Genomic DNA, 15498 nt, shown 5'->3' with positions numbered 1-15498 from the left:
CACAATCATGGTGATTTAACCTCATTTCAACTTTGACTTTTGGACTCTGGAGGAACTATGCTTTCTTTTTTAACAAAATGTTGATGAATACCATTTTACCAAACGTTTGTTCGTTTGTCTAATATATTAAAAAAACTTATTTCCATATTTATCGGAACGAAGCATAATAATATCAAATGAGGTATTTAAAAATGACACGTTCGTCACATAGGAAGTTGTTAGAAGTATTAGATGGAAATAGAACTTTGATAACCAAATGGTAATGGGAGGAAATGACAATGAAAAGATGTATACTATTTATCAGTATGCTTTTAGTGCTCACTTTTCAGTTTGAGAACAGTGCTTTTGCTGATTCAGATGATGCAACGGCACCTAGCGTTAATGAAAAATTCGGTGTTCCGATCGTCGTATATGGAGAGACGTTGACAACGGAACAGAAGAATCAAGTTAGAAAATTGTTAGAAGTTGATGATCCAGAGGCAGTAGAGGAAATAACTGTAACTGCTGAAGACTTGGTTAAGTATATTGAGGGATCAAACCCCAACTCGCGAATGTTCTCATCAGCAAAGATTGTAAGGAAGGAACAAGGTGAAGGACTTGTTATCAATATCATTTCTGCGGATAACATAACAGAGGTGACAAGCGAAATGTATGCGAATGCCCTAATAACGGCAGGTGTGGAAAATGCCTTAGTTGAGGTAGCATCCCCTGTAAAGGTCAGTGGTCATTCTGCATTAACTGGAATCTATAAAGCATATGAAGTTAGTGGAGAGACATTGAACAAGGATCGTATGGAAGTAGCAAATGAAGAATTAAATATTGCAACAAAATTGGCAGACCAAGCTGGATTGGACAAAGAAAAAGCTAGTGAACTATTAACAGAAATCAAGAAGGCAATCGCAAAGCAAAACCCAGCTACACGTGAAGAGGTTGAAAAAATTGTCACGGAACAATTACAAGGTTTAAACATTTCCTTAAATGAGCAAGATAAAAAGCTTCTCATTGATCTATTTGATAAAATTCGTTCACTTGATATTAACTTTGATAATGTCGGTCAACAATTAGAAGATATAACAGTAGATATAAAAAATAAGATTGATAAAGTGATAGATAACAAAGGATTTTGGCAAGGTGTGGCGGATTTTGTTAATAATGTAGTAAGTTTTTTAAAAGGATTATTTTAAGCACACATGCTATTATATTAGTACTATTATAAGTAGTCCTTTCGCTTAGTAAGGGATACTGCCATGATCGTCAGGAGTTTTGGTATATGAAAAGAAATAGTTCAACAACGATATTTGAAACAGCACAGTGGTTCATATTTATATTAGCAAGTTCCGTTGCTATACCAATTGTGATCGGCTCCATGTTTGGGTTTAATATATCAGAAATAGCTGGACTAATGCAACGGACGATATTTGTTGTTGGATTAACCTCATTTTTGCAAGGATGGCTTGGACACCGGTTACCGATCGTAGAGGGGCCTGCTGGACTATGGATTAGCATTTTTGCAGTAATGGCTGCAGCGGGAGCGCAACAAGGTGCAGATTCTATGCTTACATTAAGAACCCTTGAATCTACTATGCTATTTACGGGACTTTTTTTAGTGTTATTTGGCCTATTGAAAATTGCGAATCGATTAATGAGGTTATTTACGCCATTAGTAACGGGTTCTTTTTTATTTCTCTTAACCGTACAGCTTAGTGGGACATTTTTGAAAGGGATGTTGGGGATACAGCAACAAGTGGAAGCGATCCATCTTACGGAAGCAGTCCTTGCTTTTGTTACGTTTTTTCTAGTGCTTGGTTTATCCACGTTTGGACGCGGTTGGTTAAGTAGCTATGCCGTTTTACTAGGAATTGTAATAGGATGGGTGTCGTATGTTTTATTCGTTGGTTCAACTGAAAGAGCGGCAGCACCTCTTTTTGCTCCACCTCAATGGCTCGATTGGGGGGCTCCAATCTTGGACGTCCGTATGATACCAATTGCATTCCTAACGGCCGTGATTCTATTATCAAATGTTGTAGCATCCATTTTAGCTATTAATCAATCGACTAAAGGGAAACCAACCTATACAAATGATCAGATCAACCGAGGAAGTGCTTTCTTAGGGGTTACTCACGGGCTTTCGGGGATGTTCTCTGCGGTTGCAAATGTACCGCTTGCCTCCACTTCTGGTTTCATCAACTTGACAGGTCAAAAAAGAAAGGCGCCTTTCATGTATGCTTCCATTCTTTACATGTCGGTTGCGTTTTTCCCACAAATCGTTGGCTGGATTTCAACGATCCCTGGTCCAATCGCAAATGGAGCACTACTTGCTACCTTTGTACAGCTGATGGGGCTTGGACTTAGCAATATTATGAGTGAAGAGTTGGATAATAGAAGACTAACGATTATCGGAATTTCATATCTTATTGGGATTGGGACAATGTTTCTGCCTGCAGAGGCATTCGTTTCGTTTCCGCCTTTTGCTCGGAATCTAGCAAGTAATGGCCTGCTCATCGGCACGATTCTCGTCATTTTATTAGAACAATTTTGGAAACAAGATAAATACAGTAAAGAAAAAGCATGATTCCTGAGCTAGGAACCATGCTTTTTTAACAATCGTCATTTTATGCACTGGAATGGGAATGTTTCACAGTTTCTTGTTGACGATGACGATATAAACTGCTCCAGAGCGCAATTCCGCTAATGAAAAGCAAAGAGCTCGTAACGAAAAAGACAGCAGAAATCCCGAAGTAACCAGATAACAATCCGCCCAAGACAGGCCCAATCATATTGCCAAAAAATCGAATGCTTGTGTTATAACCGAGAACCTCTCCTTGCATAGCAATGGGTGCTTCCTGCCGTATATAGGCAGTTCGAACCGGAATAATTCCTCCTATTGAAACTCCTAAAAGAAACCGTAACACAATGAGCTGCCAAATGTTTGTCACATATGCTCCAGGGAAATACACAATCGCTGCGCCGATCAAAAGGATGATGAGTATTTTTACATACCCGATCCGATCAGCTAACCGCCCCCATCTGCGAGCCATCATTAAATTTCCTAGTCCAGCAGCGGAGAAGGCAAACCCTGAAAATAAAGCGATATTTGCTGTACCGTGAAGCTCGCTCACATACAGGGAAAGAATGGGTTGGATACTGAAATGTGCAATTTGAACAAACATCGAGACAAGCATGACCATTAGCAAAACGGGTTGACGTATAATATGAAGAAGCACTTCTTTACTTGTATAGCTTGATTGCTCTTCATCATCTGTTTCCATTTTGTACTCTCGAATACCGATCCACACGATGAGTGCAGATAAAAAGAGTGCAATAGAAGTCCACTGAAATGTCGTTGCGTATCCAATTGAGTCTGCAATCATTCCACCGAAAAGGGGTCCCATCAAGCTACCGGTTATGCTACCTGTTTGTAATGTGCCGAGTACGCGTCCAGCTATATTTTTAGGCGTTTGTGTGGAAATAAGGGCTTGTGACATTGAGATAAACCCAGTGAATACGCCCATAAATAGTCGTAGAAAAAAAAGCTGCCACACATTGGTGACAAAACCCATTAAGAATACAGATAGTCCTAATCCAAATGCAGAAATAATGAGAATTCTTTTTCGTCCATATTTATCACCAATACGACCCCAAATTGGAGAGCAAATGAAAGCAGCTACAAATGTGACCGCAAAGGCCCAACCAGACCAGTTTTGTACATATTTATCTGAAAATGATCCAAACGTCTCAATATATAAAGATAAAAAGGGCAATACCATCGTGATGCTTCCCGCAATAAAAAAATTGGCAAACCACATGATTGCCACATTTCTTTTAGCGGTATTTTCTTGATCCATAAGGAAACGTCACTTCTTTCGGAAGATATTTCGTTACTCTAAATATATTTTAACGAAGATGCTGATAAGATGAAAGGGATATGGATCATTTGGTAAATCATGTAACAACCTCTTGAACATAAAACAAGGAAGTTGATCAAACATCAGCAACCACCCCATGATGTCGTGGGGTGGTTACACATTAATCCTTATCCTCACGTACGAGCCTCATAAAGGAAAGGGCAAGTAAAAATAAGATCACTACGGAAGGAAGCGCTGCAATGATCGTTACTGTTTGCAAGGACTCCAAACCGCCGATAAACATCAAGGCAGTTGGTGGCAATGCTAGAGCGAACGCCCAAAATAGTCGATTCCAACGAACAGGATCACCGTGCACTTCCTTTTGGGTTACGGCAGCGAGCATGTACGAAGAAGTGTCAAAGGTTGTAGACAGAAAAATGATCGATAATATGACAAAAAGGAAGACCATTAAACTTCCAAATGGTAACGTATCAATAACCGTTACAATTGCCTCAGGTGCACCAAACTGCTGAACGATTGCGGTCACTGGGACAATATCATTCAGCTCTAGGTATAAGCTAAAGTTTCCTAAAATCATAAAAAATAACCAACAGCCAAATGATCCGAATAGAACGGTTCCGACGATCATTTCTCGAATGGTTCTACCTTTTGAAATTTTCGCAATAAATAACCCGATAAATGGAGCGTATACGATCCACCATGCCCAGTAAAATAAGGTCCACTTTTCAGGAAACCCTGATTGTCCGATTGGATCGATCCACGTATTCAAATAGAGAAAGTGCTGTGTAATGAGTCCAATACTATTTGTGGACATTTCTAATATAAAGATCGTAGGACCGAGCAATAAAACAACAAGAAGAAGGGTAATCGCTAAGTACACATTGATATCGCTTAGTTTTTTTATTCCTTTTTCTAAGCCGGAATAGACGCTAATAGAGAAAATCAACGTGCATAAGAGTAAAATGAGTAAGTCAAGCCAATATGTGTGTTCGATCCCAGTAATTTTGTGAATTCCGGCCGCAATCATCGGTATACTTAAGCCGAGTGTGGTTCCTGATGCACCTAACAGTCCTAACATAAATAAGAGATCAATTATTTTGCCTACGAAACCGTCAGCGTATTTGTTTAATACAGGTCGACACGCTTCACTAATTTTTAGAACAGGTCGCCTTTTGACGTGGTAAAGATATGCAATCGGAAGTGCTGGTAATGTATAGATTGCCCAAGCAGTTGGTCCAGTGTGGAACATGCCATATGCAACACTCCACTCGATTGCCCGTACGGATCCTTGTGTTAAAGAAAAAGGAGGGCCCAAGTAATAGTATGCCCATTCAATCGTACCCCAATAGATGACACCGGATCCAATTCCTGCACAGAACAACATGGCAATCCAACTAAATGTTGAGAAGGTTGGTCGGTAGTTTTTTGGGCCAAGTTTAATTTTTCCATACCTGCTAGCTGCAACCCAGACTAAAAAAATTAATGATAGAAACCCGACCCATAAATAGACAATTCCAACCTGTTCAATTAATGTGTCATGCGTGGCTGCCAACCATTTTGCTGCTTCGTTTGGAAATAAAAAAATCGATAGGCTCATCGCAGTTAAAAAGATAATGCAAAGTAGAAACGATGGCCAATCTAGTCGGTTTTTTTTCAAGTTATAACACTCCTTACCTACAAGAGTATACAAAAAGTTGATTAGAAGCGGGTCGGGATCGAAAACTTCTTATGGCAACGTCCCCACGACAATACTGCTCCCTGTCCGTCGTAAGGCATTACAACGATGGTTGTCCCATTCTATGTATATATAACTATGAGTAGCAGATGAGAATCATGACTAACGAATAGATGGATGCATTCATTCTGCTATTCATTCATACATTTATTCATATTCCTTTTAGTATGAGTGCATCCATTTGCGTGAAAAATAATCGATGTTGTGCGATAAAGTATGGTATAGTATGCATTCACTAGATAAATAAGGAAATACAACATATTCATCCATGTTTAAGAGGATATAGGAGGTATGCCAAAATGGATAATGAAAATGAGAATCGTAAAGAGGAGCAGGCGTATTTAACACGTGTTTTGAGTGAAATAAAGATCAAATTAGGGTTTTTACAAGAGCGGGTAGGTGGGCTGAAGGATCGTGTTATTGACCTAAGGAAAAATTTTTGGGAGGATGTAACGGTTAACATCGATGAGCCAGACGACGTGATCGAGACTCAAGCCAGTTTGAAACAACAAGCTGAGCTTTTGTCCGAGCGAGAAAGAAACCATGGTCAGGTTAGCAAACAGATAAAAACCTTACACCGCTTGAAGGATTCACCATATTTTGGCCGAATTGATTTTCTAGATCAGAATGAGAAGAAGCCTGAAAAAATATACATAGGCATTGGAGCGCTGATGGATCAGGAGGAGGATGATTTTTTCGTTTACGATTGGAGAGCACCTATCTCAAGTCTCTACTACGACTACCCACCAGGACCTGCAAAATACGAAACAGTTGAAGGAACAATCGAAGGCGAAGTGAAGCTTAAACGTCAATTCATTATTCGGCAAGGTGAACTAAAAGGCATGTTTGATACGGGAGTTACGATCGGGGATCACCTATTACAAAGAGTGCTTGGTGACAATGCAACTGCAACAATGAAAAGTATTGTGGCAACGATTCAACGCGAACAAAATCAAATTATTCGTAATGAAAAAAGCAAACTACTAATTGTACAAGGGGTTGCAGGAAGTGGGAAAACTTCTGCGGCATTGCAACGCGTTGCTTACCTTTTATATCGTTATCGAGAAACAATTACGGCTGAAAATGTTCTGTTGTTTTCTCCTAATCCGTTATTCAACAGTTATGTTGCGACCGTACTTCCTGAACTTGGGGAGGAGAACATGCGCCAAGGCACTTTGTATGATTATTTACATCACCGTTTAGGATCTCAGTTGAAGATCGAATCCCCTTTTGATCAGATGGAGTATTTTCTTACTGCAAAAAAAGACGATCATTACCAAAGTCGTATTGAGGGAGTTACGTATAAAGCAGGACTTTCTTATCGAAAATTAATGGATCAGTTTATTCAACATTTATCAAAACAAGGATTACAGTTTAAGAACATAACTTTCCGTGGAGAAGTCCTTATATCTAAAACAGATATTGCGGCATATTTCTATCGCTTGGATGCTCGACAAAGCGTTCCGACTCGGATGGAACACGTTGCTGAATGGGTACGAAATAGCTTAAATGAGCGGGAACAGGAAGAAAGAGAGAAGGCATGGGTTACAGAAGAGGTAGGATATTTAGATAAAGAGGAATTTTTAAATGTCCACCAAGAGCTTCAAAAAGGATATCGATTTAATGAGGATACATTTGACGATTTTTCAAGAGAAGAGGAGCTGCTAAAGAAAAGACTGGTGGAAAGAAAGTTTAAACCACTTAAGCGAAAAGTAATGCAGTTAAGATTTGTCGACATCAAAGCTACGTTTATTCAGTTGTTAGACAATTGGAATGAGCAAAACATGGTAGAAGGGTCGATGCCAGAAAATTGGTTGTTTTTGAAGGAAAATACGAAGGCACACCTATTGAACAATGAACTTCCATGGGAGGATGCAACAGCCTATTTGTATTTTTTTGATCAATTAATTGGTAGTCATGTCAACAAAACAATGAGCCATGTGTTTATCGATGAAGCACAGGATTATTCAGCTTTTCAGTTCGCGTATCTTAAATTAATTTTCCCCCGTGCAAGGTTTACACTTTTAGGGGACTATAATCAAGCCATTTATGCACATGCCCTCAGTGAAGACACCCTTCTGTCCGGAGGCCTTGAGGATCAACACGAATTAATTACGTTGACCAGAAGTTATCGATCCACTAAACCGATCGTAGAATTTACGAAGGATTTAATTGCGGGAGGGCAAGACATTGAAGCGTTTAATCGGGATGGTGATAAGCCTGTTCTTTACCAGTTTGAATCTATAGAGAAAAAACAAGAACGAATGGTTGAAGTGGTGCAAGGGTATCAGGAAAAAGGCTACCAAACGATTGCGATCATTGGAAAGTCGATGAAAGAATGTCAACAAATCTACCAAGACTTAAAAGACAAGCTACCCGTACAATTACTTACGGTAGAAACTTATACGTTTCAAAAAGGACTGTTAATCCTCCCTGCTTATTTAGCTAAAGGAATTGAATTTGATGCAGTCATCCTTTATGATGCTTCAAAACACAATTACGGGGAGGAATTAGAACGAAATTTATTTTATACGGCATGTACAAGGGCTATGCATGAGCTTTCCTTGTTTGCAATTGGTGAGCCAAGCCTATTTATACAAGTAGTAGATCCAGATAAATATGAAAAAAAGCAATGACATTTTAAATTGGAAACGCATGTCTACGGCATGCGTTTTTTCTGTTTAGTGTTACACTTGCCTATTCCAAATTGACGCAACATTATGTCTAAAAGTTGGTAAAATGGTATAATTTTTTTAAAAGAAATCAAGGATATAAAATTTGAAATGAATTCGACTGGACTTGGAAGTGGATGTATGGAACCTAAACTACTATACCATATTACAGATTATCGTAATCTCCCTTCGATTTTAGAAAGAGGAGGCTTGGAGGCTTATGCACAAGTCACAGAAAAAGAAATTTCATATACTGATATCGCCCACCAAAGCATTCAGGCTCGGCGTTCCACCACACCCATTCCATTGCCGCCATATGGAATGTTTCATGATTACGTTCCTTTTTATTTTGCTCCACGGTCACCGATGCTATATTCCATTAAACAAAACAATGTGGAAGGGTTTAACCGAACTCAAAAACGATATTATTTACCTAAGCTAGTGGTAGCTTTCTTCTTCGGTAATAATTCATTTCTCCCCATCGCAAATGCTATCTAGAAATCATAATGATAAATGCGTTGTATGTTGCTGGTAATGCCAGAAATATATAAATAATTGCTTCCTTATAGGGCAATATAAAAAAAGGAACTTTATGGAGGGAGGAAAATAATGCGTAAATACTTTTTGAGTATATTCATTGTTACAATCGTGCTTATCCTTTTCAAAGGTAAGTCCAAATCCAATAGATATATTTATTGGACGTATTACTTAAACAGAAACATTTACATATTTTTACAAAAAATGTATCGTAGACTTCACTATCGAATAATTTCCTGATGAACTACGACTTGTTATTTGTATTGTATAAAATATAACAATACCTATTCGAAGGAGGGTATTATAAAAAGATGACTAGTAAATCAAATTTAACCTCAGCGGAAATGGGAAAGATCTGGGCAGCATATGCAGGAAATTCGATGGGCAAATGTGTCATTAGCTATTATTTAAACCATGTACAAGATACAGATATAGAAAAAATTTTAAAATATGCTTTAAGGCTAACGGAGACTTATATGGAAGAAATAAAATCGATTTTCAAACATGCAAATTTCCCAATACCAGTTGGATTTACAGATGATGATGTCAATGTTGAGGCACCAAGATTATATAAAGATGACTTTTACCTATATTACTTACAATACATTGGAAAAGCAGGAGTAAGTATTTATAGTGCGGCTATACCGATTGTTACGAGGAAAGATATCAAAGATTTCTTTGTACGTTGTTTAAATGATAGTGTTAAGTTAATCGTAGATGTACAAGATGTCTTAAAAGCAAAAGGTAAGTTAATGAATGCACCAATTATTTCTACTCCTAAAGAAGTTGATTTCGTTAAAAAACAGAGTTTCTTGCACGGTTATCTTGGAGAAGTTAGACCCCTTCACGGCTTAGAAATTGCTCATCTTTTTGATAATTTAAACAACGACATAACAAGTAAGGCATTGATTATTGGTTTTAGGCAAGGAGTAAGACATAAACAAGTGAGGAACTTTTTAGAACGTGGGGAAGCTATCAATAAAAAGCATATTGAAAAGCTGTCAAATAAATTAACAGAGGATAATTTACCATCACCTTCATTGATAGACCATTTGGTAACTACTTCTACTACACCACCATTCTCAGACAAACTCATGGTCTTTCATAAAATTGATATGTTCTCAATGAAAATTAGAGAATATGCAAATGGAGCATCGCTTAATGGAAGAAGGGATATTGGAGCTTTGTATGCGCGATGCTTATTGGATGTTTCGTTATACGTTGAAGATGGTGCTAACATTATGATTGACCATGGATGGATGGAACAACCACCAGAAGCGGTTGACCGCGATAAACTTTCAACAAAAGAATAATGAAGTGCGACGGGCAGTCGCGCCTAGCGTAAGGACTACGCTGAACTAGCTGTTAAAGGATTGGAAGGAATACGTTACCTCATCCTACTCTATACAAGATAAGAAACAACTATGGCTAAGTTTCAAGTGACCGATCAAGTAGATGATTCAAAGCTACGAAGCTTTCCTGAGCCATAACAACATTAATTTTAAAATGGTTTTAGGGTTTTAGACCCCCACCTCTAAGCGAAGCGTAGGTGGGAACTTCCAATCAGATGTTTTAGCTTGCTGAAACGAGTTCGCTACCACTATGAAAAAGTTCTTTTTAAAGCCATGCAGCTCGTGTACCGAACCAAAAATTTATGCGCAAATCCATTGAACAAATTCCTAGTTATCTGATATGATTTATGTGTATTTAAAATATGGATTATTCATATCAAGGGGAGATAACATACATGAACTATGGATTTTGGTTGCCGATTTTTGGAGGCTGGCTAAGAAATGTGGATAATGAGCAAATGCCACCAACATTTGACTATGCAAAAGAAGTCTTACAGTCAGCAGAACAGTGGGGTTTTGATACGACACTCATTGCCGAGCTATATTTAAATGACATAAAAGGTGTGGAGCATGACTCCTTAGAAGCATGGTCAACCGCAGCTGCACTTGCAGCTGTAACGGAAAAAATAGAAATAATGGCTGCTGTAAGACCAGGCTTCCACAACCCTGCTGTTACAGCAAAAATGGCGGCAAATATTGATCATATTAGTAATGGAAGATTCACACTTAATGTTGTTTCAGCATGGTGGGAGGAAGAGGCACGTCAATACGGCGGTATTTTTACAGCCCATGATGAGCGGTATGATCGTACCAAGGAATTTCTAGATGTAATGAAGGGGATGTGGTCTGAGGACACATTCACATATGACGGTAAATATTATACGGTAAAGAACGCGCATTTACAGCCTAAGCCTGTTCAACGACCAAATCCAATTTTATATGCTGGTGGAGAGAGTGAACGTGGCAAGGATACGATTGTTCATTCCTGTGATGCATATGTAATGCATGGTGGAACTGTGGAGGAAATAGAAGTGAAAGTCGCAGATATGAAAAATCGGCGCAAGCAAGCAGGAAAATCTCCGTTTCAATCATTCGGCATGGCGGCATATGTGATTTGTCGTGACACAGAGGAAGAAGCTTTGGAGGAATGGAAACGAATAACAGATGTAAAAGATACAAGTGGATATGTTGGATATAAAGATTTTGTCAGTAAATCACAGCTGGAGCAACAAGTGAAGCTGAATGATTACTCTGTTTCCAATCGAGGCTTGCGTCCTAACCTTATAGGTACACCATCCCAAATAGCAGATCAAATTCTGAACTATGAACAGGCTGGATTAGACTTGTTGTTACTCCAGTTTTCACCACAGCTTGCTGAAATGAAGCGCTTTTCAGAGGATGTTATGCCTTTAGTGGAAGAAAAAAGAAATAAGCGGATCCATGATAAAGAGAAAGAGGGGAAAGTACTGTGAGTAAAATCTATGTGCTACACGAAAATACGGAATGGACGGTGCATTTAACGAAACGATTGGAGGAGCTCGGTCTGCCATATGAGGAGTGGTTTCTCGACCAAGGAACGATTGACCTTAGTGAGGCTCCGCCTGACGGTGTTTTTTATAATAGAATTAGTGCTTCTTCGCATACGAGAGATCATCGATTTGCACCTGAATTAACGGAGGGAGTGTTATCCTGGCTAGAAAGACATGGCCGCCTTGTTGTAAATGGAAGTCATGCACTCCGATTAGAAGTAAGTAAAATAAATCAATATATGGCATTAAATCAGCAAGGGGTTCGAACTCCAAAAACGATTGCAGCTGTTGGAAAAGAACAAATAATAGAAGCGGCTGCAAAAATAGGTGTGTCTTCCTTTATTACGAAGCATAATCGGGCAGGGAAGGGTCTAGGGGTTCAATTATTCCACTCCATTGAAACACTGCGTCAGTATGTTGAAAGTCCAGACTTCGAGCTACCAGTTGATGGGATTACATTAATACAGGAATATATCCAGGCTCCAGAACCTTTTATTACTCGGTGCGAGTTTGTTGACGGCAAGTTTGTTTATGCAGTTAAGGTAGATACCTCTGATGGTTTTGAGCTATGTCCAGCTGACGCTTGTCAAATAGATGATTTGTATTGCCGAGTTGGAGAGGAAGTTCCAGAAAAGCCAAAGTTTCAAGTGACCGATCAAGTAGATGAACATCTTATTCAAAGCTACGAAGCTTTCCTCAGCCATAACAACATTAAGATAGCAGGAATAGAATTCATCCGAAACGACCAAGGGCAAGTCTACACGTATGATGTTAACACAAATACGAATTACAATGCGGATGCAGAAAAGCACGCAGGAAAATACGGCATGCTGGAAGTAGCGAGATTTCTAGGGGAAGAGTTGAAGAAAGTAACAACAACCGAAACAGACTAATTCTCATGCGGAAGCATCTTTTGTATAATAAAAAAAGAGGAGGAATGTCGTCATGACAAACGGATTAAAGTCTACCACAACATTACATAATGGCGTTGAAATGCCAAGGCTAGGATTAGGTGTTTTTAAAGTAGAAGATGGTCAGGAAGTGATCCAATCTGTAAAAGCAGCCCTTAAACATGGCTATATTAGTATTGATACAGCTGCTGTTTACAAAAATGAGGAAGGTGTTGGGCAGGCAATCAAAGAATCAGGGATCAGTCGCAAGGAACTATTTGTTACATCTAAGGTATGGAACGATGATCAAGGCTATGATGCAACATTGAAAGCCTTTGAAACAAGCCTCACTAAGCTTGGGCTGGACTACCTTGATCTCTATCTCATTCATTGGCCGGGTAAAGATAAATACAAGCAAACATGGAAAGCACTTGAACAACTATATAAAGAAGGCAAAATCCGTGCCATTGGAGTTAGCAACTTTCACGTTCACCACTTAGAAGATTTGATTGAAGATGCAGAAATCAAGCCGATGGTAAACCAAGTAGAATATCACCCACACCTAGCCCAAAAAGAGCTTCATGCCTATTGCAAAAAAGAAGAAATCCAGCTTGAAGCGTGGTCACCTTTAAAACAAGGGCAGCTCTTAGATGAACCTGTAATAAAAGAGATAGCAAATCAATACGGAAAATCTCCTGCACAAGTTATCATTCGCTGGGATTTACAAAATGAAGTGGTGACCATTCCGAAATCAATAAAAGAACACCGGATCGTTGAAAACGCCTCTGTCTTTGATTTTGAATTGACAAAAGAGGACATGGCACGTATCGATCGTTTGAACAAGGATGAGCGGGTAGGACCAAACCCAGACGAATTTCTATTTTAAGTGCGTGTCCAAACGCTTATTTAAATGGAAAGCTACCGAGATCATCTCGGTAGCTTTCTTTATCGTTTGAAAAGCACATCCCTTGCACCGACAAATAATATGGTATTTAATCGGGTATAAGAAACAACATAAAGTACGTGTTGAAAAAGTCGACGAATTAGAAGCAAGCAGGTCGAGGCGGCGCTGTTTTGAGTAACGGAGCGTATGCTTTTAATACGTGAGTAACGGAAAAACAAGCCATTTAAGGAATACAGGCTAAGACCGCCACGTCCTGTGGCAACGCCTGCATGACCCACATCGTGTGGGCCCGAGATGCGCCGCTTATCATTTGGTGACTTTTTGAACAACCTCATAAAGGAGTAATGATGTATGGCTTTTGTTATCACAAGTCCTTGCCAAAATGAAAAAGCGGCTGAATGCGTAACAGTCTGTCCAGTCGATTGTATCGTAGAAGGCCCTGATCAATTTTATATAGATCCAGACATTTGTATTGATTGCGGTGCATGCAAGTCAGTGTGCCCTGTGGATGCAATTGAGGAGGAATATGATTTGACACCTGATCAAGAGACCTATTTAGAAAAGGCAGAGAAATTTTTTGAAAACGCCCATTAACTACAAATAACACACATATGGCTCAGTTGGAGGAATGTAAAGTGAACGAATTAAAAGGAATACACCACGTTACAGCCATTACGAGTAGCGCAGAAAAGAACTATGAATTTTTCACCTATGTATTAGGCATGCGTCTAGTGAAAAAAACTGTCAATCAAGATGATATCCAAACGTATCATTTGTTTTTTGCTGATGAGACAGGCAACCCAGGTACAGATATGACTTTCTTTGATTTTCCAGGCATTCCAAAAGGCGTTCATGGCACAAACGAGATTTCAAAAACATCATTTCGTGTGCCAAGTGATGAGGCACTTGATTATTGGGTAAAACGTTTTGATCGACTGGAGATAAAGCACACAGGGGTTAAAGAACAATTTGGGAAAAAGACCCTTTCCTTCGTTGATTTTGATGATCAAAAATACCAATTAATCTCAGATGAGTACAATAAAGGTGTTGAATCAGGTATTCCTTGGAGAAATGGTCCAGTCCCAACAGAATATGCGATTACTGGTTTAGGGCCAATTTTTGTTCGCATTGCGGAATTTGCTTATTTTAAAGAAATGATGGAAAAAGTACTATTGTTTAAAGAAATAGATAAAGAAGGATCATTCCATTTATTTGAAGTCGGTGAAGGTGGAAATGGAGCACAGGTCATTGTGGAGCACAATGCCGTTATTCCTGAAGCTCGTCAAGGTTTTGGTACGGTCCATCATACAGCATTCCGTATTGAAGACCGTGTTGAATTAGATGAATGGGATCAAAGGATGCAAAGCTTCGGATTCCAAACGTCTGGATACGTGGACCGATTTTTCTTTAAATCATTATACACAAGAGTTGCACCACAAATCTTATTTGAGCTTGCAACAGATGGACCAGGATTTTTGGGGGATGAACCTTATGAAACGCTAGGAGAAAAATTATCCTTACCTCCATTTTTAGAATCAAAACGGGAACAAATTGAACAATCCGTTCGCCCTATTGATACGGTAAGAAGTACAAAAAATTTCTCAAAAGAATATTAATGAGGCTCTAAGTTTCGAAAATAAAGCTTATAAATTCCGTCGCATCGGTATTTATAAGCTTTATTTGGTCACTGCAATATTTTTCCGATAATTCTGTGTCCTCTTTTTAAAGGATCCTTCAACCACAACTTTTTGTAAATATCGTGATTGGCTGTTTGTGGAGTACCAGAGACCCTGATGTGATGAATTTTGTCATCCTCGCCAGTAACATCACGGCGAACCACTGATGGGTGGAAAGTTGCTTTTTAATTGTCGGCCATTCCCGGTGATCCCCTGCAACAAAGCCATAAAATAGAACCATTTATACCATTTATGACATAATCAGATCTACTTTTTAGTTAGAACTTAATAAAGCCACACATAGCCGCCTGCCCTTGACGCCCGTGTCACTTCTTAG

The 15498-nt window shown here is 39.0% G+C and carries 12 protein-coding genes; 10 read left to right on the top strand and 2 right to left on the bottom strand.

The window, feature by feature from the left end; genetic code table 11:
• Window positions 1-278: 278 nt before the first annotated feature.
• Both NC797_RS07975 and NC797_RS07970 read left to right on the top strand, forming a co-directional pair.
• On the top strand, window positions 279-1184 hold the full coding sequence (locus NC797_RS07975; RefSeq protein ID WP_272436249.1) for a DUF1002 domain-containing protein: 906 nt from the start codon (window positions 279-281) through the stop codon (window positions 1182-1184).
• An 86-nt stretch (window positions 1185-1270) separates the two neighbouring features.
• Entirely contained in the window at window positions 1271-2572 is a 1302-nt protein-coding gene (locus tag NC797_RS07970) for a purine/pyrimidine permease (RefSeq protein WP_272436248.1), read from the top strand.
• A gap of 40 nt (window positions 2573-2612) precedes the next feature.
• Here the strand turns inward: NC797_RS07970 and NC797_RS07965 are convergent, their stop codons facing one another.
• Both NC797_RS07965 and NC797_RS07960 read right to left on the bottom strand, forming a co-directional pair.
• Entirely contained in the window at window positions 2613-3845 is a 1233-nt protein-coding gene (locus NC797_RS07965; RefSeq protein WP_272436247.1) for an MFS transporter, read from the bottom strand.
• A 181-nt stretch (window positions 3846-4026) separates the two neighbouring features.
• Window positions 4027-5523 (bottom strand): BCCT family transporter, encoded by a 1497-nt coding sequence (locus tag NC797_RS07960; protein ID WP_272436246.1) that lies wholly within the window; start codon window positions 5521-5523, stop codon window positions 4027-4029.
• A gap of 377 nt (window positions 5524-5900) precedes the next feature.
• Here NC797_RS07960 and helD point away from each other — a divergent pair, with 377 nt between their 5' ends.
• The 8 genes from helD (at window position 5901) to NC797_RS07920 (ending at window position 15101) form a co-directional block, all read left to right on the top strand.
• Entirely contained in the window at window positions 5901-8237 is a 2337-nt protein-coding gene (gene helD, locus NC797_RS07955) for an RNA polymerase recycling motor HelD (RefSeq protein ID WP_272436245.1), read from the top strand.
• A 177-nt stretch (window positions 8238-8414) separates the two neighbouring features.
• Window positions 8415-8771: a DUF4433 domain-containing protein gene (locus tag NC797_RS07950; RefSeq protein WP_272436244.1), complete on the top strand. Its 357-nt coding sequence runs from the start codon at window positions 8415-8417 to the stop codon at window positions 8769-8771.
• 350 nt (window positions 8772-9121) lie between these two features.
• Complete coding sequence (locus tag NC797_RS07945) at window positions 9122-10123, top strand: DUF3231 family protein (protein WP_272436243.1); 1002 nt, start codon at window positions 9122-9124, stop codon at window positions 10121-10123.
• 434 nt (window positions 10124-10557) lie between these two features.
• A complete protein-coding gene (locus NC797_RS07940) occupies window positions 10558-11634 on the top strand; it encodes an LLM class flavin-dependent oxidoreductase (protein ID WP_272436242.1) in 1077 nt (358 codons plus the stop codon).
• Window positions 11631-12584: an ATP-grasp domain-containing protein gene (locus NC797_RS07935; protein WP_272436241.1), complete on the top strand. Its 954-nt coding sequence runs from the start codon at window positions 11631-11633 to the stop codon at window positions 12582-12584. Before NC797_RS07940 ends, NC797_RS07935 begins: the two co-directional genes overlap by 4 nt.
• Before the next feature lie 52 nt (window positions 12585-12636).
• Window positions 12637-13467 (top strand): aldo/keto reductase, encoded by an 831-nt coding sequence (locus tag NC797_RS07930; RefSeq protein ID WP_272436240.1) that lies wholly within the window; start codon window positions 12637-12639, stop codon window positions 13465-13467.
• A gap of 369 nt (window positions 13468-13836) precedes the next feature.
• On the top strand, window positions 13837-14079 hold the full coding sequence (locus NC797_RS07925; RefSeq protein ID WP_272436239.1) for an indolepyruvate ferredoxin oxidoreductase subunit alpha: 243 nt from the start codon (window positions 13837-13839) through the stop codon (window positions 14077-14079).
• A 41-nt stretch (window positions 14080-14120) separates the two neighbouring features.
• The gene (locus NC797_RS07920) at window positions 14121-15101 is read left to right on the top strand and encodes a ring-cleaving dioxygenase (protein WP_417168694.1); all 981 of its coding nucleotides are present in this window, start codon (window positions 14121-14123) and stop codon (window positions 15099-15101) included.
• The last annotated feature ends 397 nt before the right edge of the window (window positions 15102-15498 follow it).

This window comes from Terrihalobacillus insolitus (assembly GCF_028416575.1).
In the GTDB taxonomy this organism is placed as follows: domain Bacteria; phylum Bacillota; class Bacilli; order Bacillales; family Amphibacillaceae; genus Terrihalobacillus; species Terrihalobacillus insolitus.
Note: the sequence above shows the minus strand (reverse complement) of the source record. Positions and strands in the feature narration are given on the sequence as shown.